General features: G+C 40.6%; 17 protein-coding genes. All 17 read left to right on the forward strand.

Going from position 1 to position 21,390, the window contains the following annotated elements; translation table 11 throughout:
• The coding region (locus T356_RS0110590; RefSeq protein ID WP_026514458.1) for a hypothetical protein at positions 1-1,833 on the forward strand (1,833 nt) is incomplete at its 5' end.
• A 2-nt stretch (positions 1,834-1,835) separates the two neighbouring features.
• The gene (locus T356_RS0110595; protein ID WP_026514459.1) at positions 1,836-2,375 is read left to right on the forward strand and encodes a hypothetical protein; all 540 of its coding nucleotides are present in this window, start codon (positions 1,836-1,838) and stop codon (positions 2,373-2,375) included.
• Between the two features lie 115 nt (positions 2,376-2,490).
• The gene (locus T356_RS0110600) at positions 2,491-3,693 is read left to right on the forward strand and encodes an ATP-grasp domain-containing protein (protein WP_026514460.1); all 1,203 of its coding nucleotides are present in this window, start codon (positions 2,491-2,493) and stop codon (positions 3,691-3,693) included.
• On the forward strand, positions 3,690-5,612 hold the full coding sequence (pseF, locus tag T356_RS21715) for a pseudaminic acid cytidylyltransferase (RefSeq protein ID WP_081777812.1): 1,923 nt from the start codon (positions 3,690-3,692) through the stop codon (positions 5,610-5,612). The genes T356_RS0110600 and pseF overlap by 4 nt, the downstream gene beginning before the upstream one ends.
• A gap of 20 nt (positions 5,613-5,632) precedes the next feature.
• On the forward strand, positions 5,633-6,700 hold the full coding sequence (gene pseI, locus T356_RS0110615; RefSeq protein ID WP_330370928.1) for a pseudaminic acid synthase: 1,068 nt from the start codon (positions 5,633-5,635) through the stop codon (positions 6,698-6,700).
• A gap of 16 nt (positions 6,701-6,716) precedes the next feature.
• Positions 6,717-7,802 carry a UDP-2,4-diacetamido-2,4,6-trideoxy-beta-L-altropyranose hydrolase gene (gene pseG / locus T356_RS0110620; RefSeq protein WP_026514462.1) on the forward strand — a complete coding sequence of 362 codons (1,086 nt, stop codon included), beginning with the start codon at positions 6,717-6,719 and terminating at the stop codon, positions 7,800-7,802.
• Positions 7,799-8,860, forward strand: a complete 1,062-nt coding sequence (locus T356_RS0110625; RefSeq protein ID WP_026514463.1) for a glycosyltransferase family 2 protein — start codon at positions 7,799-7,801, stop codon at positions 8,858-8,860. Before pseG ends, T356_RS0110625 begins: the two co-directional genes overlap by 4 nt.
• Before the next feature lie 3 nt (positions 8,861-8,863).
• Positions 8,864-9,940 carry a glycosyltransferase family 52 gene (locus T356_RS0110630; protein WP_026514464.1) on the forward strand — a complete coding sequence of 359 codons (1,077 nt, stop codon included), beginning with the start codon at positions 8,864-8,866 and terminating at the stop codon, positions 9,938-9,940.
• Between the two features lie 39 nt (positions 9,941-9,979).
• Positions 9,980-11,743 (forward strand): ABC transporter ATP-binding protein, encoded by a 1,764-nt coding sequence (locus T356_RS0110635; RefSeq protein WP_026514465.1) that lies wholly within the window; start codon positions 9,980-9,982, stop codon positions 11,741-11,743.
• 36 nt (positions 11,744-11,779) lie between these two features.
• Positions 11,780-12,913 carry an acyltransferase gene (locus tag T356_RS0110640; RefSeq protein ID WP_026514466.1) on the forward strand — a complete coding sequence of 378 codons (1,134 nt, stop codon included), beginning with the start codon at positions 11,780-11,782 and terminating at the stop codon, positions 12,911-12,913.
• Positions 12,907-14,679 (forward strand): hypothetical protein, encoded by a 1,773-nt coding sequence (locus tag T356_RS0110645; protein WP_026514467.1) that lies wholly within the window; start codon positions 12,907-12,909, stop codon positions 14,677-14,679. Before T356_RS0110640 ends, T356_RS0110645 begins: the two co-directional genes overlap by 7 nt.
• Positions 14,680-14,682: 3 nt before the next feature.
• Positions 14,683-15,159, forward strand: a complete 477-nt coding sequence (locus T356_RS0110650; RefSeq protein ID WP_026514468.1) for a GtrA family protein — start codon at positions 14,683-14,685, stop codon at positions 15,157-15,159.
• A 35-nt stretch (positions 15,160-15,194) separates the two neighbouring features.
• A complete protein-coding gene (gene rffA / locus T356_RS0110655) occupies positions 15,195-16,331 on the forward strand; it encodes a dTDP-4-amino-4,6-dideoxygalactose transaminase (protein ID WP_026514469.1) in 1,137 nt (378 codons plus the stop codon).
• A gap of 15 nt (positions 16,332-16,346) precedes the next feature.
• Complete coding sequence (locus tag T356_RS0110660; protein ID WP_026514470.1) at positions 16,347-18,119, forward strand: hypothetical protein; 1,773 nt, start codon at positions 16,347-16,349, stop codon at positions 18,117-18,119.
• A 2-nt stretch (positions 18,120-18,121) separates the two neighbouring features.
• Positions 18,122-18,658 carry a GNAT family N-acetyltransferase gene (locus tag T356_RS19160; protein ID WP_051563374.1) on the forward strand — a complete coding sequence of 179 codons (537 nt, stop codon included), beginning with the start codon at positions 18,122-18,124 and terminating at the stop codon, positions 18,656-18,658.
• 50 nt (positions 18,659-18,708) lie between these two features.
• On the forward strand, positions 18,709-19,659 hold the full coding sequence (locus T356_RS0110670) for a glycosyltransferase (protein ID WP_035780971.1): 951 nt from the start codon (positions 18,709-18,711) through the stop codon (positions 19,657-19,659).
• Entirely contained in the window at positions 19,646-21,313 is a 1,668-nt protein-coding gene (locus tag T356_RS0110675; protein ID WP_026514472.1) for a DUF6020 family protein, read from the forward strand. The genes T356_RS0110670 and T356_RS0110675 overlap by 14 nt, the downstream gene beginning before the upstream one ends.
• Positions 21,314-21,390: the final 77 nt, after the last annotated feature.

Genomic DNA, 21,390 nt, shown 5'->3' on the forward strand with positions numbered 1-21,390 from the left:
AAACTTGAAATGTTCGATGAATATGCAGAGTCGATGATGTTCAAAAAAGATATAACGGGAAAATCAGCTTTACTTCAGGATAATATCAGAAACACTGCAGGGGCTCTTGATGCCATGAAAGTATACAATCCAAGTATTGCCCACAATTCTGTAGGACTTGTTGCACTTGGAGCAAATGCGTCATATCTTGATAACGGGCTTGCATCTTTGTGGGCTGCAGCTTCAAATGGCACAAAGATGAATGTTAAGATCTTTGCTACTGACAAAGATGCAGCTGAATATCTTGATGCACAGATGAAAATTCTTTGCGATGATGACGATTCAAATGACGCAGCTGCTATAGCTAACATCAATGCTACTGTCCAGGGATTCTTATATATGGAAGTTGTTGACGGCAAAAAGTATGTTGCATATGACCAGCAAAAGATTGAAGGTACACTAAAACATCTTGAAAAGGGCGGACTTGCGTATCAGCTATTATCTTCAGTTGATGAGCAAATAAAGGAGAATAAGAAGAAAGGCGTTGCTGTTCCTAATGCAATAACAAAGTTAGGAATTGGCGGACGATTTGAAAATACAAAGCTTGAAGTAAGGAAAGACGGCGCAGGTGTTCGATTGGAGGTAACTTCAAATAATGATCTTTTTCCGCTTGATGAGATAAAGCATAAAATGGTAGCTTATGCTGCAACAGAAGAATCGGCAAAGAACTACTTTATGAATGGAAAAAGCTACGATTGGGAGGCTATTGAGGCTTGGTATAAAACTGAGGATGATTGTAATGATAACTATCATCATGAGTCGATAGAATATGATGTATTAGCATTTGAGATAAATAATATGAGTGATTATGATGTTACACATTTAATTAATTCTGCCGTATATAGTAGTGATCCTCGACAATTAGTATATGGTGTTTCCGTAAAATTAGATTATTTAACAGATAGATATATAGTGCAGATGCAGCAATTAAGACTAATGGATGCTGAGGCACAGGCCCAAATACTTGGCGAAACAGGGATGGCTTTTGAAGATAAATATACTAGAGCTGTTCTTATAAGAACGCTTGCTGAACAATTGGAACGAGCAGATAACTTTTACAAACATAATGTTGATATTAGTTATTCGATTAATGATTATGGTAAAAAAGTGTATATTGGCAATGTTAATAGAAACAAAACTACGACAAGTGATCCCAATATGCTAGAAGCTTATGATGCATATACAGACAAAGAAACTGTTACTGTATATCCTTATAGTGATTATAGGGAAATAGATAGTAATATAGATAAAGGTGTTAGTACTACTGCTAAAAATATGTCTTCTTCTGTTTCGAAAGAAGCAAAAAGTTTTGTTTTTGATCAGAGTTTAGGTTATCTTACGGGAAAAGTTAATGCCTATTATCCATATGCGCTTCTTTCTGAGACGAAAAATTTAAGAGATGCATACACGTCAGAAGTTTCTGCTAAAGGGATACAAGACGCTCTAGAATATGGGAATGCAGCTCAAAGTATGATGATGAAAGGTGCAACTGTTGAAATAATAGGAACTGACGTTAATTCATTCTATGTGTTTATGCCTGATTATGATGATAGAAGACTTGTTTTTAATGTTGCAGCATATAATGAGGAAAAAGGGACAAACTATACAATAGAACAGATGAAAAAAGAATATGAAAAGGGTTCGGAGGTATTTAACAGTTATAATACTTGGTGCATTCATGAAGGAGAAAAACAAAGCTTAGAAATGTATAAGAGAATAGTAAAAGAAAAGGGCGTTGATGAAGTTGAGGATATGAGTATAGATGAAATAGAACAATATTTTAAGGAGAATTAAATTTGAAGCGGAAAACTATATTTATGCTTGCAATATTGCTGACTACTTTTTTGATTATGATTATTATTTGTTGTATGCAAAAAGAAAGATCGATAAAACAAGCGGAAAGAAAAGAACAGGAACAGTTATATTACAAACAAAATACAGCTTTCGAAGTGTGTGATGATCTTATTGAAAGGCAATATTATCATGGAGTTGATAAGCTAAGATTGAATAGAATATTTGTTGATTTATATGTTTATAATGGTAGTCAAAAAAAATATAATATCTCAATTAATGACGTTGTAGATTATTTTTGTAAAGAATATGATTCTAATGGAAAAAAAAGAGTGTATTATATACCACAAAATATTAATGACTATATTGCGTGGTATTACAACGGCGGAGAAGATAAAATATGGAGTTTTTGTAAAGGGTTTAATAAATATTTATTAGCGAATGGATATGAAATGTATTGGGATATTAGTTATGAAGAAGTTGTTGTCGCGCTGGATGAATATAAGAACAGTTCTGAATATATTCCACCAGAACAGGAAAAATAACATGATTTCTATCTAGAAAGGGAATATGTCAATTCTCTCAATTTTGACCTTTAATCTGTCATATATTATACTAAAGATGCGTAGTTTAGCACCTTTTTAAAGGAGGCGTAGGTATATGACAGCAGCAGTAATCGGAGCAAGCTCCGAATCAATTTATGTGATAAATAAGGCAAAAGAGCTCGGACTTAAAGTAGTGGCTCTTGACGGAAATCCGGAAGCACCTGGTCTTAAAGCGGCCGATGCTTCCTTTGTTGTAGATATAAGAGATCCGCAGAAGGTTTTTGATATATTGGACAAAGAAAAGCCCGACGTGGTTCTCCCCGTTCCGATCGGAAGATACCTGACTACGACCGGCGCGGTTAATGACAAATACAATCTTTGCGGCGTATCTTTTGATGCCGCAAATACATGCACAGATAAATATGAGTTCCACAAAGTTCTTGCTGCGGAAGGTCTTAGAAAAGCAGAACTTTATCTGATCCCTGCGGGCGAAGAAAATACAGATGTTGATGAGATAAATACAATCTATCCCGTAATAGTTAAGCCCAGATTCGGCTCGGGCAGCCGCGGTGTTGAGATGTACAACACTCCGAAGGAACTTAAAGAGAAGTTCCTCTCGGGCCAGCCTTATGATGAAGACTATTGCGTTGAGACCTGCGTTCCCGGAACTGAGTACGGAGTAGACGGAGTCTTTGTGGACGGAGAATTTAAGCTCATCCTCCTTAGAGGAAAAAAGAATACACCGCCTCCGTACAGGGAGTGTGTCGGATATTATTCCGTGATCGAGACTCAAAAGAATGCAGAGTTTTTCAGAAAGACACAGGAGATTATCTCAAAGGCGGGAGAAGCAATAGGCTTTAAGAGCAATATTATTCATGCGGACATAATAAAGGATAATGACGGAAATCCCTTTATTATTGAGATCTCTGCGAGACCGTCCGGACATAACCTTCATAATCTCTTTACACCTCTTGCAAGCGGTGTTGATGAGGTTACGGAGTTTATTAAATACGCCGTTCCCGCACTAAATAAGACATATTCTTTTGAACCCGATGTGGAAAAGAATATGCTCATCAGATATTTTGACTTTGAAAACGTGAGAGTAAATAAGGTTCCCGATGAAAAGGAACTTTTCAAAAAATATCCGTTAAAGGCCTGGTGCTGCAATCTCAAAAAGGGTATGTATCTTGGTAAAGTCACAAACGGAGCTTCAGTCATGGGAAGAGGATATTTCTGTGTTGAGGCGGATTCACCTTTTGAACTGGACGGATACAGCGATGCGATCCTAAGTGAATTTGAGCTGGAGGATAACAGATGAGTTCTGTTGCAATAATTACTGCAAGAGGCGGTAGTAAAAGAATACCGGGAAAGAATATAAAGAATTTTTGCGGAAAACCCATAATAGCTTATTCAATAAGTGCCGCGATAGAAAGTGGTGCATTTGATGTCGTAATGGTATCGACGGATGACGAGAAGATAGCTGAAGTTGCCAAAAAGGCAGGTGCGGAGATACCGTTTTTCAGATCTGACGATACTGCCGGAGACTATGCGACGACCGATCAGGTTATTGCGGAAGTTCTTAATACATACAGAGAAAAAGGGCAGAATTTTGACAAATTCTGCTGTATTTATCCTACGGCGCCATTCATAACAGCTGATAGGCTTAAAGAGGCGATGGATAAGCTTGATGAGCACGAGTCTGTCACACCGGTTTGTCAGTTTTCTTATCCACCTCAGAGAGGCTTTGTTGTGGAAAACGGTCGTCTTGTGAGGAAATATCCTGAGTTTTCAACGGTAAGATCACAGGACCTTGATAAACTATATCATGACAGCGGACAGTTTTATGCATGCAGGACGGATGCTTTCTTCAGAGACGAAACAACCGATGTTGACGATATGGTTCCTTTGATTCTCGATGAGGACGAGGTTCAGGATATAGATACTTTCAAGGACTGGGAGATTGCGGAAGCTAAGTTTAAAAGGCTTTGCGCAGAGGGCAAAAGAACTTTGCCTGCAAAAGAATCTTTTTCCAAATATGATGACGCATCACTGAAAACACCTTATTACAGAGTCGATGAAAGTCAACTTGATGCGGACATCGATATGCTAAAGTCCGCTCTGGAAAAGGGATGGAACAATTACATATGTTCTTTTTCCGTAAAGACAAACTCACTTCCCTGGCTTCTTAAGCATTTTAAGGACAGCGGATTTTATGCCGAGGTTGTTTCTGGGGAAGAGTACGAGCTGGCAAAGAGACTTGGATACATACCGGATCATGTGATATATAACGGACCGATCAAGGACAGAGAGTCGTTTGAAGAGGTCGTTCTTGGCGGCGGTATTGTGAATCTTGATTCCAACTATGAACCTGAGTGGGTAAAAGAGATTGCAGTCGCAAACAAGGATAAGAAGATCAAAGTCGGACTCAGAGTAAATTATGATATTCAAAAGCTCATCCCCGAAGAAGTGTTTGCAGATGAAGAGGGAAGCAGATTCGGATACTGCTATGAAAACGGTGCGCTTAAGGATGTTATTGAGAAACTTAGGGCAAATGAGAATGTTGAGATAGTAGGACTTCACCTCCATTCTTCAACAAAGTCCAGAACGATAAATGCGTTCAAGGCTCTTGCTAAGGTTGCGCTTATTGTTTCTGATGAATATGACCTCAGCCTTGAATATGTTGATATGGGCGGCGGATATTACGGCGGAGTTCCGGGTAAGCCTGATTTTAGGGATTACGTTCCGGCCATTGCGGAAGTTCTTTCAGAGAAGTTTGATATGAGCAGGACAAAGCTTATTATGGAGCCCGGTGTTTCCATGGTTTCATCAAGTTTTGATTTTGTGACAAGTGTTATTGATACAAAGAAGGTCAGAGAGCACACTTACGTAGTGATCGACGGAAGCAGGGTTAACTTAAATCCGCAGGTCACAAGAAGAGTGTATCCTCACAGACTTGAATATAAGAATGATGAGAACAGAGAAGTTATTCCAACTCAGATGATATGCGGTGCGACTTGTATGGAATACGACAGATTGTTCCCGGCAGAAAATGAGCGTGAGCTCAAGACGGGAGACAGAGTCATCTTCACAAACGCAGGTGGATACACGGTTTGCCTGACTCCTCTTTTTATCCATTATTTCCCGGCCGTTTATGTAAAGAAGAAGGACGGCAGTTTGTTCGTTGCAAGAGAGCCGTGGACAAACGATGAATATATGACAAAGAACAGGTTTGAGTAATTTTTTGGAGGACATAGGAAATGTCTATGTTTGAACTTAATCAGAGGATCAAGCTCGCAGATCACTATATCGGAGCAAACGATCCAGTATATATTATTGCTGAGATGTCAGCGAATCATCTTCAGGATTATAACAGAGCAGTTGAGATAATACATGCCGCAAAAGAAGCAGGCGTAGATGCCATAAAGCTGCAGACTTACACGGCTGATACGATAACAATCGATTCCGATAAGAGCTATTTTCAGATTACGGGCGGAACTATCTGGGACGGAACCACTCTTCATAAATTATATGAGGAAGCTTATACTCCCTGGGATTGGCAGCCTAAACTCTGTGAAGAAGCTGGGAAGCTTGGGCTTGATTGCTTCTCGTCTCCGTTTGACAGCACGGCTGTTGATTTTATGGAACAGATGGATATGCCCGCATACAAGATAGCATCTTATGAGATAACGGATATTCCGCTTATAAGACAGTGCGCTTCAAAGAAAAAGCCTATGATCATCGCTACGGGAGTTGCAAGAGAAAGCGATATAAGGCTTGCAATAGAGGCTTGTCTGTCAGAAGGCAATAAAGACATCATTCTTCTTAAGTGCACATCCGCTTATCCGACACCATATGAAGATGTGAATCTTAATATGATACCTACGCTTGCGCAGGAATACGGCTGCGTTATGGGGCTTTCCGATCACACTATGGGAAGTGCCGTTGCAGTGGCTTCGGTTGCACTTGGAGCAAGAATGATAGAAAAGCATCTTACGCTTAAGAGAAGCGATGGCGGCCCTGACGGAGCTTTTTCAATGGAACCTCAGGAATTTGCCGAGCTTGTAAAAAATGTCCGAATGGTCGAGAAAGCACTTGGAAGCAAGGAATACAAGCTTACTCCCGTTCAGGAGACGGAGAGAGAGGGAGCAAGATCTCTTTTTATAGTAAAAGATATCAAGCAGGGCGAAGAGCTTACCTGCGAGAATATCAGATCGATACGTCCGGGAAACGGACTTCCGCCTGTAGAATATGACAATGTTGTCGGGAAAAGAGCATCACACGACCTTTTCAGAGGCGAACCGCTCAAATACGAAGATTTCAATTGATTGTCAGGAGGACTAAATGGGAAAAAGAGTCTGGATCAAAGCTGACGGTAACGGAATAATTGCGACGGGGCATATAAGAAGGTGCATGACGATTGCAAAAGAGTTATCAGATCTGGGGGCTGAAGCGGAATTTATATTGGCTGATGACAGCAGTGCCAATCTGCTTATGAACTTGTCCGGTGAAGACGGAGTATGTTATCACGCGAGGATCTTGAATTCTGTTTTTTCCGATCCGATGACGGATTTTCCTGTCATTAACGAGATGCTTGCCTCGGAGAAACCAGATTTTTTCCTGATAGATTCATACTTTGTGACTGAAGAGTACTATGAACTTCTGAAGGAATCCATTAAAGAGAACAGTCCCAAAACAAAACTCGGATATATTGATGATCTGTGCAAGTTTGATCATCCGGTTGACATTGTTGTCAATTATGACCTTATTGTCGATGAGGATATGTATCATGCGCCGGTAAAGCTGCTTGGCGGCGAGTATGCCCCGCTTAGAAAGCAGTTTGGCAACATAGATTACAAGGTAAAGGATGTTGCGGAGAGAGCGTTTCTTTCTACGGGAGGAACCGATCCGTATCATGTTATAGGAAGAATCCTTGAGAGTGTATATGAAGATTTTAAGATCAACAGGAAGGCACTTCAAGATCTTTATCATATTTCCTGTGATGTTATAGTTGGAGCTCTTTTTGAAGATGATTACAAGCAGGAATTATACGAGCTGTCCAAAAAGTATCCAGAGATTACGCTTCACGAATATGTGACGGATATGTCAGAGCTTATGAAAAAAGCAGATTTTGCCGTGACAGCGGGAGGAACAACGCTTTATGAGCTTTGCGCGATCGGAGTTCCGACAGTAGTGTTTAGTATGGCGGATAACCAGACGGATTTTGTGAAAGGCTTTGATAAAGTGGGAGCTGCCAAGTACGCCGGAGATGTTCGCGAGGATGAAAAGGTGATACGCAAGATAGTTACTTGGGGAGTTGCCTCTGTGGATAACAGTTCATTCAGACAGAAGATGAGCGATGAAGCAAGAAAAATAGTCGGAAGAGACGGGGCAAAAAAGATAGCTGAGGCAATTTTGGAGCTTACATGAAAAAACTGAGTATAATAGTGCCTGTTTACAACATGGCAGCAGAAGGAAAACTTGATTATTGTTTAAAAAGTCTTGTGGCACAGACGCTGGATCCTAAGGACTTTGAGATAATAGCGGTCGATGACTGCTCGACGGATAATTCTTATGATATACTTCTTGATTACAGCAAGAAGTATCCGGAGAATTTCATTGCACTTAAATCAGAAGTCAATCACCATCAGGGCGGAGCTAAGAATATCGGACTTGCTGCAGCTCAGGGTGAGTGGCTTGGATTTATAGATGCCGATGACTGGATTGTTCCCGATTACTACGAAAGGCTTATTAAGAAGGCCGAAGAGACGGGAGCTGACATGGTCGGATGTGACTACTGCTTTGTGGATAAACATACCTTCGAAGTCGGAAAGGTAGTCCACAACAACAATTTTTCCCAAACAGGCGTTATGGATAAAGAGCGCTATAAGAACCTACTTATAGAGACAGGAAGTCTTGTTGTAAAGGTTTATAAAAGAGAGATCATAGTCGGAGATTATGTTCCGGGAACAAAAGAAAAACTGGATGTTTTCCCCGAAGATATTTTTTACGAGGACAATGCGGTAAGTAATACCTGGATGATAAGGTCCAAGCATTTCGAATATATTGAAGAGCCGCTTTATTTTTATTATCAGCACAATGCTTCGACGGTTCACAGCATTTCCGAGAAGAACCTCGAAGACCGAATGACCGCCGGAAGACAGATACTTACGGAAGCTAAGGAAAACGGTTACTTTGATGACTATAAAGACGAGATTGAATTCCAATACACCGTGTTATTTTATGTGAACACACTTTTTTCCGTAATGCCCAGGAAATCAGGGATTAAGAACAGCTACGGCTTTGCAAAGAAGCTTGCAAAAGAAATGAAAGAGACTTTCCCGGGTTTTCAGAACAACAAATATTATATTGAAAAAGTCCATGCGGAAGAAAAGAAGCTTATTAAGATGCAGATGAAGTCACACCTTCTGTTTTATATTTATTACAGACTGTTGTGGTTTTACAGAGATCTAAGGAACGGAAGATAAGAGATGTTCGATAGAATTTATGTCTGTCACACTTTTTACCATGTGTATGTGGCATGCTTAAAAGAATTTTATATTGCTGACGGCGGAAAAGCTTCGCTTGTTCTTTCCAAGATGTCCAATAAATTCGGAAATATGGTGGAGAGAGCGAAGAAGAGCGATATCTTTGAGGAAGTCTTTGAGTACGACGAGAAGGAAGATACTTTTTTCCCTGAGCTCAAAGAGCTTAAGACTGATTCGGGAAATATCGCGGCGAACATGATAAAGAGAATGAAGTTCTGCAGGAAATTCGGCAAGCTTCAGGAGAAGTATATTCCCGTTGATTTCAGGAAATACAAAGATATTTATGTTTTCTGTGATTCAGATCCGATAGGCTATTATCTTAACTACAAGAAGATAAGATATCACGCTGTTGAGGACGGACTCGATTGCATAAGATATTACGATACGGCCAGATATGATAACAGAGGTCATTTTAAGATCAAAGCATTTATCGCATCTCTGGGACTTATCCATATCCAGAACGGCTACGGAAGATATTGCATAGACATGGAAGTTAATAACATATCGGTGCTTCCTTATCCTTGTAAAAAATATGTCGAACTTCCGAGGAAGATGCTCACGGACAGACTTACTTCGCAGGAAAAAGAGAAGATGCTGGAACTCTTTGTCGATGATATTAAGGAACTTAAGGATAAGCTCTTTAAGGAAAAAGACGGAAAGACACTTCTTGTTTTGTCAGAGCCTCTGTGCGATCTGGAGACCAGAGAGCGTATATTCAGAGACATTATTGACGCCTATGGTAATATAGATGGAAGGGATGCTGTGGTAATGATAAAACAGCACCCGAGAGATTACCTCGATTATACCAAGGCATTTCCCGATGCGATCGTGCTTGACGGATCATTTCCCATGGAGATGCTCAACTTTATAGAGGGACTTTCATTCGACAGACTTGTGTCTGTATATACAGTTGTTGATTCGATTAATTTTGTAAAAGAAAAGCATTATCTCGGCGATGATTTTATGGACAAGTACGAAGCGCCCGAGATACACAGGCAGAACGAAGCGATAACGGATTAAAGCATAATGTAAATAAGTCGGAAGGGTTTAATTGATTTTATGCGTAAAATTTATAAGAAACTGATACTCTTGCTCGATGCAAGGCAGAAAAAGCAGATGGTGGGCATGGTTTTCATGATGCTTGTGGGAGGTATGCTTGAAGCCATCGGAATTGCGCTTATATTGCCGATACTAAAGATTATTTCCACTCCGAAGGAGATAGCAAAGAGCAAATATTTATCTTTTGTCTGCAATGTGCTTAATATTGATTATTCAGATGTTGGGCGTCTTACAGGAGTATTTTTGGTAGCAATTATATTGGTTTTTGTCATAAAGAATGTATTTTTGTTTTTTATGAATAAAGCTCAGCTAAAATTTGTTTATACCAACCAGTTTGCGACATCCAGAAGAATGATGATCAATTTTATGCAGCGCCCGTATGAGTATTATCTCAACGCCGATACCAGTGTTATTCAGCGTAACATCACATCGGATGTAAATAATATGTATGGACTTATTCTTAGTTCACTGCAGCTTATAAGTGAAGTCATCGTATTTATTTTTATCGTAATATTCCTTTTGAAAACAGATGCAATCATGACGATTTCAATTGCATCACTTCTTGTTATCGTTCTTTTGCTTGTTAAGTATAAAATAAAACCTGTTATGGTTAAGGCGGGACAGGAGAATCAGGACTATTACAGCGGGCTGTACAAGTGGATCGATGAGTCTGTGACAGGTATAAAAGAGATCAAGATTGCAAATAAAGAGAATTATTTTATAAATGGATATGCTGATTGCGGAGCAGGTTATGTTAATGCGGTACAGAAGTATAATCTGTACAATTCGACTCCGAGACTTCTTATCGAGACTGTAGCAATTATAGGATTGATGGGATATATGCTGTTTGACATGGCTGTGCTTGGTGCGGATATCAAACAGCTTGAGCCGCAGCTTGGTGTACTTGCCGCAGCTGCAGCACGTCTCCTTCCAAGTGCCAACAGAATTAACAACTACCTCACAAGTATCGCCTATTTTGAGCCTTTCCTCATGAATGTAAGCGACAATCTTCAGGAGGAGATTAACGACAGCTCTATTTCATACAACAGCGAAGATTACAGGAAGAAGCTTGAGACCAAGAAGCTTCCCGTTAATAAGACCATTTCACTTAAGGATATCACTTACAAATATCCGGGGGCTGACAGATATGTGCTCAATCATGCGGACATGGAAGTTCCTGTAGGAAAGTCCGTAGGTATCGTTGGTACATCAGGTGCGGGCAAGACTACGATTGTAGACGTTATGCTCGGACTCCTTCAGACAGAGAGCGGACACATCTATGCCGACGGTGTCGATGTAATGGAGAACTACAGCGGATGGCTCAAGAATATTGGCTACATTCCGCAGACAATCTTTATGATTGACTCAACTATCAGAAAGAATGTTGCTTTTGGTTATGCCGATGAAGACATCGATGATGCCAAAGTATGGCAGGCACTGAAAGAAGCATCGCTCGATGAATATGTTAAGTCTCTTCCCGAAGGTCTTGATACCAAGATCGGAGAGAGAGGAATACGTCTTTCGGGCGGACAGAGACAGAGAATCGGTATCGCGAGAGCTCTTTTTGAAGATCCGGAGGTACTTGTTCTCGATGAAGCAACTTCAGCTCTCGATAATGAGACTGAGGCAGCTATCATGGATTCAATAAACAAGCTCCATGGAAGAAAAACGCTTGTTATTATCGCGCACAGACTTCAGACAATTGAGAAGTGCGATATGGTTTACAACATCAAAGACGGCAAGGCTGTCGTAGACAGAAAATAAAGATATAAGACCGGCTGAAATATAAACGGAGGTGCAATGGACAGTCAGAGTATTACGAAAAAAAAGAGGGATGCGAATATCGAACTTCTCAGAATCGTAGCCATGCTTATGATCATCACTCTCCATTTTAACAACCAGTCAAAAGCACTGCTTGTGCTTGGGGAGCCTGCTTCGAATGTGCAGATTTTTGCAACGGTACTTGAAGCCATTGCGATCACCGGTGTCAATGTCTATGTGCTTATCAGCGGATATTACCTGTCTTCTTCGAAAGTGAAACTCAGTAAGGTATTACTGCTTATTTTGCAGGTTTATTTCTATACACTGCTCATTTCATGTGCAATGATGTTTGTCGGAGCATATTCTGTTAAGCCTGAAGATAAGCTCGACAGGGCTTTAAGATATCTTTTCCCGATATCGAGTGAGCACTACTGGTTTGTGACGGCGTATGTGATCATGTATGTGCTGGCACCTGTTATGAATGCGGCGGTGAATACTCTTAAGAGAAAACAACTTAAGACAGTTATAATAGGACTTCTTACATGGTTCTGCTTTATCAAGAGCATTGTTCCCGTAAAGTTTGGCACAGACAGAATGGGATATGATTTCGGCTGGTTCATCTGTCTTTATCTTATCGCGGCATATATCAGAAAATACAATGTTGTTCTTTTTATAGATGCCAAGAAAAGCGCTCTTGTTTACCTGGTGTCGGTTGTTGTTATAGCTGCATTCAGCCTGGTCTTTTATATGATCAATCTTGCGACGGGCAATTTTAATTACTACGCAGAGGTTCCTTGCCACTATAATTTCTTCTTTGCCCTTACCGGAGCACTCGGGCTCTTTTCGGTATTTAGATTTATGAGGTTAAAAGAAAATCTTCTTGCCGAAGTGATAAGGATAATAGCGCCATATACTCTTGGCGTATATCTTCTTCATATGCACTTTGAAATAGCGGACAGATGGGTTGAGTGGATAGAGCATATTATCGGAGAGACACCGCTTGATAATGCGCTTACTTTCTTTATCCATCTGGTTGTCTCGGTTCTTATAGTGTTCTTTGCCGGAATCTTTGTGGACTGGATCAGAAAGTATATTTTTAACTTTTTCGGAAGAGTACTTGGAGATACGAAGGTATTCAGACTTATTAAACGTGTGGATGAAGACTTATGTTAAAAAATATCAGAAGCTATTTTGCGAAATTTAAGGGATTTAGGCGTCCGCTTGAAAGATACTTCTTTCCGGTGGTTCTGTTGCTATATCCCTTTTTTGGTATAACAAGGGGACTTGATATTGTTGATACAACGTACAACTTAGGGAACTATGAGTTCATGGGAAGTGTCGATCCGATGTGGCTCTTTTCCACATTTCTGTCGAACCTTGTCGGAAGTATCATCATGAAATTCCCCGGCGCGGGAACTATGCTTGGTTTCTCTGTCTATTGCACTTTCATAATTAGTGCAATGGCACTTGTATCATACTATCTGCTTCAAAGATGGATTCCGGCTTGGATAATATTCGTCGGGGAACTCATCGCTGAAAGCCTTTGCTGGGCACCGAGAGTGATCCTGTATCATTATCTCCCGTATCTGATGGTGACACTGGGAACGCTTTTGCTTCTCTTAGGTATTTTTTCAAAAGAAAAACAGAACATTTTTCTTTTTGCGGCAGGAGCGTGCCTGGGACTTAATATACTGATGCGATTCCCTGCAATCCTTGACTCCGGGCTTATCCTGGTTCTGTGGTTCAATTCGTTTATTGCAAAAGATAAGTTTGCTGATGCGGCGAAAAAGACAGGCACTTGCATTGCGGGTTACGCCGCGGGATTTGGCCTGCCGCTTTTACTTATATCTTTTAAATACGGCTTTAACGCATACCCCGATGCGATAGGTAAGCTTTTTGCCATGACAGGCGAAGCTACAGATTACTCATCGGGCGGAATGCTTACGGATATCCTGGAAGCATATACACATACTCTTGGAAATATGCTCATAATGATTCCGTGTCTTATCGCAGGTATCATTATGTTTCGTGTGGCAAAAGATAAATTTGTAACACTGAAAAAGTGTCTTTATGTTGCAGGACTTCTTTTGCTTGCCGTGTATTATGTGAAAAAAGATGTGTTCTCAAGAAACTATTATTACTATGAATCAATGTTCCAGGCGGCAATGATGCTTTTGATAATAATCGTTATCGTCTCGATTGCGGCAGCATGTGGATTTCTTAAGACCGGGAATGAAGAAAGAACGCTTTCGTGTGCGGCTCTTATGTTGATATTTATTCTGCCGGTCGGAAGTAACAATCGAACAATGCCGCTTGTGAACTGCCTTTTTCTCGTTGTCCCGATTGGATTGTGGATAATACGAAGATTTATGCAGAAGTTTGTGGATAATAAATGGAATTTCGCGTGGCAGGCGATGATAACGGGAGTTATCGTTGTGCTTCTGGTGCAGGGCGCAATTTTCCATGCCAGTTTTTCTTTTGCAGATCATAATGAGGCTACGCCGGAATTAAATTTGGATACTAAGGTTACGGATATAGCCAAGGCAAACGGGCTTGTGACAACGAAGGATAATTACGATTCTGTTTGTGAACTTAAGACTTGTCTTGAGGACAATGGACTTATGCAGAATAAGATCCTGACCTTTGGCAACGTTCCCGGAATAGCATATATCTTTGACATTGCACCTGCCATCGATACTACCTGGCCCGATCTCGACAGCTATTCGATTAATAGCTTCAAAAGCTCGATTGATAAGCTCGATTCGCCGGATGAACCGAAACCGACTGTAGTAATTGGAAAGCTTGATGCGGTCATGCGGGACAATCCCAATATCATGGCCAAGAATGAGATGTTATTGGACTATATCGACAAAAACGATTATAATAAAGTCTTTGAAAGTGATAGATTTACGGTTTACGCCGTTGGAAGTGAGGAATAACGGATGGATATGGAAAATATTGAGAAAAAAGATATTTTTGACAAGATCATGTCATTACCTGTTTTGAATATTTTTGAACCTTTTTACAAAAAATATAAGGAAGCCCTTCTTTATCTGTTTTTTGGAGGATTGACTTTCTTTTTGAGCATTTTCCTGTTTTGGTTTATGGATGAGGTGCTTCATATTCACGAGCTTATCAATAATACCATTGACTGGGTGATCTGTGTGGCATTTCAGTTCTTCACCAACAGAACCTGGGTATTTGATGCAGAAGTTGATAATAAAAAAGATTTTTGGAAACAGGCAGGTTCATTTACCGCCGGAAGACTGTTTACGCTTGGAGTTGAAGATGGTCTGCTTCTTATTTTCGTAACCATAATGGGACTTCCCAAGATGCCTATTAAGCTTGGGGCAACCTTTATTGTAATAGTGCTCAATTATATTATCAGTAAACTGATCGTTTTCAAGAAAAAGGACTGATCGGACCTAGGCACAGAGCCTTGGAGGAGTAGAGTATGCGTATAAATTTCAATGTACCGCCTTATACGGGAAAAGAATTTGATTATATAAAAGAGTGTGTGGAAGCTCAGAAGATCTGCGGAGACGGTAAGTACACAGAACTTGATAATGAGTGGATTGAGAAAAAGACAGGTGTTTCAAAAGCACTTCTTACCACATCATGCACACACGCAACAGAGATGGCTGCTATTCTTGCAGAGATAAAAGAAGGCGACGAAGTTATCATGCCTTCTTACACATTTGTATCAACTGCAAATGCCTTTGTTTTAAGAGGAGCCAAGGTCGTATTTATCGATATAAGACCTGATACAATGAATATCGATGAGAAGCTCATCGAGCAGGCAATAACACCTAAGACAAGAGCAATCGTTCCTGTTCACTATGCAGGTGTCGGATGCGAGATGGATACCATCATGGATATCGCAAAGAGACATAATCTCCTTGTTATCGAGGATGCTGCTCAGGGCGTAATGTCAACATACAAGGGTAAGGCACTTGGCGCAATCGGTGATTTCGGCAATTACAGCTTCCATGAGACCAAGAACTACAGCATGGGTGAGGGCGGAGCACTTCTTATAAGGGATGAGAAGTATGTCGATGACGCCATCATCATAAGAGAGAAGGGAACAAACCGCACTCTCTATAAACTTGGCAAGGTTGATAAGTACAGCTGGATAATGCCCGGTTCTTCGTTCCTTCCAAGCGATATGAACGCCGCATATCTCTATGCACAGCTTCAGATGGCGGATGAGATCAATAATGACAGATTAAAGAGCTGGAACAGATATTACGAGGAACTTACTCCGCTTGCAGAAAAAGGACTTATAGAACTTCCTTATATTCCAAAAGAGTGTGTTCACAATGCGCACATGTTCTATATCAAGTGTAAGGACTTTGAAGAGAGAAAGGGGCTTATTGATTATCTTATGTCCAATGATATTCTTCCTGCTTCTCACTACGTTCCGCTTCATTCTTCAAAAGCCGGAGTTAAGTACAGCGAATTCAGAGGCGAGGACAAATATACAACCAAGGAGAGCGAGAGGCTCCTTCGTCTTCCTTTGTATTACAAATTATCGGAAGACGATCAGGAAGAAGTCATCACCAGAGTTAAGGAGTACTACAAGTTTAGCTGATATACGGAGCTTTACATGAAAAAGACCAATATAACATCAAATTTCATAATATCTATAGTGTTGGTGCTGATAGCAGTTCTTTTCATGGGATATGTTGGAGATTATTTTTTTGATCTTAATGATGATGTCCTTATGAAGGACTTACTTTCGGGAGCATATTCAGGTGCTCCCGAAGCTCATAATATACAGATGCTGTATCCGATAAGTGCTATTATTTCTCTGTTTTACAGGGCGGTAAGGAGCATTGACTGGTATGGCATTTTTTTGTGCGTTTGTCAGTATCTGTGCGTGTTTGTTATTTCCTATAAGGCCCTGAATGCATGCAGAAAGCTTGAGCACAAGATTCTTTCCGCACTATTTGTGCTTTTTTTTGCACTTGGAGTTATCGGCGCGCATTTTCTTTTTGTCCAATATACATTTACATGCGGCTTCATGTCGGCTACGGCTGCATTTCTTATTCTCACGCATGAAAAAGATTTGGATAAAAACTTTGAGATGGCATTCGCATTTATTTTAGTTGCATTTTGGCTCAGATCAGAGATGCTTCTTTTGACTCTTCCCATGGTATGTGTTGCTATTTTTATCAGATGGATGCTTAACATGACCAAAGAAGAGTTTTTTGCCTGCCTTAAGCTCTTTGGTGCGATCGTTGCTATTCTTGCACTTTCACTTGGCATACATAAAATGGCATTTTCATCTCCCGAGTGGAAGAAATATTGTGACATTTTTGATGCCAGAACGGTACTCTATGATTATCAGTACATTCCAGGTTATGAAGAAAACAAGGATTTCTATGACGGGATTGGGCTTGATAAGAGTGAATATGAGCTGCTTGTAAATTACAATTTTGCTATCGATGATGAGATAGATGAGAAGGTATTAAATGAAGTTGCTGCCTATGCAGATAAGATAAGGAACGACGAAGAGCCGTTTGCACAGCATTTAAAGGGCTCTGTTTCCAAGTATATCTACGGGCTTCACAATTTCTCCGGACAAAAGAATTATGACATGGCTTCGGAGAATTATTATCCGTGGAATCTTATTGCTATTATTCTTTATCTGGGAGTGCTTCTTTCGTATATTTTCCCGAGGAAGGACAGCAGCAAAAAAGAGACTATCCGCGTGGTCTTATCTCTTATTCTTTTGTTTATGTGCAGAACAACTCTGTGGGTTTACATTATAATGGGAAGAAGAACGCCGATAAGGATCTCACATCCATTGTATCTTATCGAGATTTTTGTGTTGTTTGCGATGCTGCTTGGACGTGCGGAGAAGAGCAGGATTTTACCTTACAAGTTTGTGGCGGTAGCAGCACTTTTGTCACTTATCGCAATCCCGAATCAGAAAGCGGCGATAGATGAGGAACTGCATTCAAGAGAGCTTATGAGAGCACACTATGATGCACTCTATGATTATTTTGCAGCCAACAGGGACAACTTTTATTTTATTGATGTTTATACATCCGTTTCGTGTGAGGAGGAAATGGAGCAGGGAGAAGCTACTTTTTCAGAGAAACTTTTTGAAAGAGTGGACAACTCATATGCCAATCATGATCTTATGGGCGGCTGGGGAGCGAAGAGCCCTCTTACGGACAAAAAGCTGTCAAGAGCGGGCTATAATGACATGCAATCGGGGCTTTTGTCACAAAATGCATATATGGTGCAGACAAAGTCAAAGAGCGTCGATTGGATAATTGATTATTACAAAGATAAAGGCATTGATGTTACAGTTGACCGTGTGGAAGATGTAGCCGGTGCTTTTGCGATTTATTCGGTCAGGGAGAAATAAGAATGGAAAGAGACACAAAGGACTTTGTTATCTGTGGAGAAAAGGTATCTCTCAGAAAGATTACCTTAGAAGATACAGAGCTTATCGTAAAGTGGAGAAATAATGAGAGAGTAAGAAACAATTTTGTTTTCAAAGAAGTATTTACAAAAGAAATGCATGAGAACTGGTTTAAGACCAGGATCATGACGGGAGTTGTAGAGCAGTTTATCATATGTGAGAACGATAATGACAATAAACCTGTTGGAAGCGTGTATTTCAGGGATATCGACAGGGATGAAATGTCTGCGGAGTACGGAATATTCATCGGTGAGGATGATGCCATCAGTAAAGGCTACGGCAACGAGACCGCAGTTCTTGCGCTTACTTATGCAAAAGAGAGTATAGGTCTTAAGAGAGTTTTCCTTAAAGCGTTTGCCTATAATAAAGTTGCGATAAAGAGCTATTCAAATGCGGGATTCGTTAAGGTTAAGGACCTTACACAGGTAGAGTGCAGTGATGGGCAAAAAAGTGATATGATACTTATGGAAAAAATGTTATAAGATCGCTCCGCTACGGATGCAGACCATAAGTCGAAAGGTTTTGGATTAGAATGCAGAAAAAATCAGTAAGTTTCATAATTCCATGCTACAGATCCGAGAACACACTTGGTGAAGTGGTGGATGAAATTGTAGATACAATGAAGGATTCCGATGAGTACACATATGAGATCGTGCTTGTAAATGACGGATCACCCGACAATACGTGGGGAACTATCAGTGAGATTGCTAAGAAACATTCCGATATCGTTACCGGAATCAATTTTGCCAAGAATTTCGGTCAGCACGCAGCGCTCATGGCAGGCCTTAATGCTGCGAAGGGTGATTATGTCGTATGTCTTGACGATGACGGACAGACACCCGCGGGTGAAGTATTTAAGCTCCTTAATGCACTCAGAGACGGCGCGGATGCCGTATATGCAAGATATGCGCACAAGCAGCACAACGGCTTTAGAAATTTTGGAACCGCAATGAATGAGTGGATGGCGGAAGTTATGCTTGGTAAGCCCAAGGAACTCTATGTTTCCAGCTATTTCGGAGTGAGAAGATTTGTTGTTAACGAGATGATCAAGTACGATAGCTCTTTTCCCTATGTTATCGGCCTTGTGCTCAGAACAACGAGCAATGTTGTAAATGTTGATGTCAATCACAGAAAAAGAGAAGTCGGACAGAGCGGATATAATCTCGGAAAGCTCTTTATGCTTTGGATAAACGGCTTTACTGCGTTTAGTATCAAACCGCTCAGACTTGCGACTATGGTCGGATTTCTTTTGTCTGTAGCCGGATTTTTGTTCGGTATTTATACGATCATTTTGAAATTTGTTTATCCGTATGCATCAAATTATAAAGGATATTATGCTCTTATGTCCGCATTGGTATTTATCGGCGGAATGATACTTTTCATGCTTGGAATGGTGGGAGAGTATGTCGGAAGGACATACATTGCGCAGAACAAGAATCCTCAATATGTAATTCGAGAGACGACACGAGATGATAAAGAGTAACTTGGGGTTAGATCAAGATAATAACAAAAAACAAAACGTATTAGCCTGGCTTATGTCAGGCTTATTTGGCATTTTATCGGGTGTTTTTCTGGTATTTGGCTATCAGCTTGAAAAATATGACAATGTAAACTTTAAAGACGCCGGAACCTTTGCATTTGTTCTGTGCCTTGCGCTCATTCTTACGATAGATGTCAGGTATGTCTGGAAAAATTATGACGCCGCAAGACATGGGAAGAAGCTCTTTGGTTTTATAACTTTAAAAGAGGCGGCTGAGCCTGCAGAAGATAAGAATTTTATGTTTAGGGCCTGGGCTGTTATGGCGGTTCTAAATACGATTGTCATACTTGCCGAGTATCCGGGATTTTTTGTCTATGATGCGCAGGAGGAACTAAATGAGGTTCTGACAAGAAGCTTTACAACGCATCATCCTCTTTTGCATGTGCTTCTTTTGGGCGGCACGATAGCATTCTTTCATAAACTCACGGCGGATTGGAACCTGGGAATATTTGTATATACTTTTTTCCAGATGCTCGTGATCACGCTTATTCTTGCATATGTCATGGACTATATGAGAAAAAAAGGAATCGGAAAGCGCTCGCTTATCGCATGGATCCTGTACTACGGTATCTTTCCCGTTATTGTCATGTACAATCTCTGTTCGAGCAAAGACGGTCTTTTCACCGCTTTTTTACTGTATGTGACATTGTCGCTTGTTAAGCTTGTCGAGGACAAAAAAGCCTTTTTAAAGAGCAGGTTCTGCATCATAAGCTTTATTGCGGCAGCTGTTCTCATGCCTTTATTCAGACACAACGGCTTTTATGCTTATCTTGTATTTTTACCTTTTGCATTTATATATTTCAGAAAAGAGCTAACAAAGAAACTTTCGATTATTCTTGTCATCCCCGTGGTGGCATATATTGTTATAAATGCAGCTCTTTCGGCAGCCTTTTCCACAAAAGGAACAGATCATCAGGAGATGCTCACGGTGCCGATAATGCAGATGGCAAGGGTATATACCTATGAAAGAGACTCTGTATCTCCTGAGGATATTGAGCTTCTTAAAGCTTATATTCCTGAGGAGAATCTGGCAAATTACACGCCACGCGTCTCAGACCTTGTAAAATTCGGCTTCAACAACGAATTATATGAAAAGAACAGCGGCGACTTCCTTAAGCTTTGGGCAAGGCTCGGAGTCGGACATCCCGCCACATATCTTAACGCATGGCTTCTAACTTCGTACGGATACTGGTATCCGCCGGCTCTTATCAATGTGTATAAGGGGACTACGGTATTTACGTTTACCTATACTGACAGTTCTTATTTTGGTTATGAAGTGGAACAGCCCGGAAAGCGTGCCAGCTTTATTCCTGCGATAGACAAGCTGTACAGATACATATCCATAGGAACCTTCCATAAGGACGCACCGGTATTGGCACTTTTGTTTTCGCCCGGATTTTGTATGCTCCTGTATCTTTTTGTCATGTTGTACCGCTTATCAAAAGCAAGGTTTGGCGGTGTTCTGCCTTTTATGCCGATAATACTGACATGGATGACAGTTTTGCTGGGGCCCACATACCTTGTCAGATACGTGGCTATACTGTGGTATGCCCTTCCTATATTGTTTGTGGCACAGCCGGGTACTGCGCGTTCATAGTGTGTGCATGTTTGATTAAGAGGGTTAGGTATGATAATATTTAACTTGGCTTAGTGCCTAACAAAAGAGGGAAAAAA

The sequence above is a fragment of the Butyrivibrio sp. LB2008 genome, assembly GCF_000621565.1.
Classification (GTDB): domain Bacteria; phylum Bacillota; class Clostridia; order Lachnospirales; family Lachnospiraceae; genus Butyrivibrio.

What these genes read in the sequence shown, in the direction of transcription:
- T356_RS0110600 (WP_026514460.1), top strand. Translation starts at nt 2,491, where the DNA reads ATGACAGCAGCAGTAATCGGAGCAAGCTCCGAATCAATTTATGTGATA.
- pseI (WP_330370928.1), top strand. Translation starts at nt 5,633, where the DNA reads ATGTCTATGTTTGAACTTAATCAGAGGATCAAGCTCGCAGATCACTAT.
- T356_RS0110650 (WP_026514468.1), top strand. Translation starts at nt 14,683, where the DNA reads ATGGATATGGAAAATATTGAGAAAAAAGATATTTTTGACAAGATCATG.
- T356_RS0110645 (WP_026514467.1), top strand. Translation starts at nt 12,907, where the DNA reads ATGTTAAAAAATATCAGAAGCTATTTTGCGAAATTTAAGGGATTTAGG.
- T356_RS0110670 (WP_035780971.1), top strand. Translation starts at nt 18,709, where the DNA reads ATGCAGAAAAAATCAGTAAGTTTCATAATTCCATGCTACAGATCCGAG.
- rffA (WP_026514469.1), top strand. Translation starts at nt 15,195, where the DNA reads ATGCGTATAAATTTCAATGTACCGCCTTATACGGGAAAAGAATTTGAT.
- T356_RS0110625 (WP_026514463.1), top strand. Translation starts at nt 7,799, where the DNA reads ATGAAAAAACTGAGTATAATAGTGCCTGTTTACAACATGGCAGCAGAA.
- pseF (WP_081777812.1), top strand. Translation starts at nt 3,690, where the DNA reads ATGAGTTCTGTTGCAATAATTACTGCAAGAGGCGGTAGTAAAAGAATA.
- T356_RS0110640 (WP_026514466.1), top strand. Translation starts at nt 11,780, where the DNA reads ATGGACAGTCAGAGTATTACGAAAAAAAAGAGGGATGCGAATATCGAA.
- pseG (WP_026514462.1), top strand. Translation starts at nt 6,717, where the DNA reads ATGGGAAAAAGAGTCTGGATCAAAGCTGACGGTAACGGAATAATTGCG.
- T356_RS0110635 (WP_026514465.1), top strand. Translation starts at nt 9,980, where the DNA reads ATGCGTAAAATTTATAAGAAACTGATACTCTTGCTCGATGCAAGGCAG.
- T356_RS0110675 (WP_026514472.1), top strand. Translation starts at nt 19,646, where the DNA reads ATGATAAAGAGTAACTTGGGGTTAGATCAAGATAATAACAAAAAACAA.
- T356_RS19160 (WP_051563374.1), top strand. Translation starts at nt 18,122, where the DNA reads ATGGAAAGAGACACAAAGGACTTTGTTATCTGTGGAGAAAAGGTATCT.
- T356_RS0110660 (WP_026514470.1), top strand. Translation starts at nt 16,347, where the DNA reads ATGAAAAAGACCAATATAACATCAAATTTCATAATATCTATAGTGTTG.
- T356_RS0110630 (WP_026514464.1), top strand. Translation starts at nt 8,864, where the DNA reads ATGTTCGATAGAATTTATGTCTGTCACACTTTTTACCATGTGTATGTG.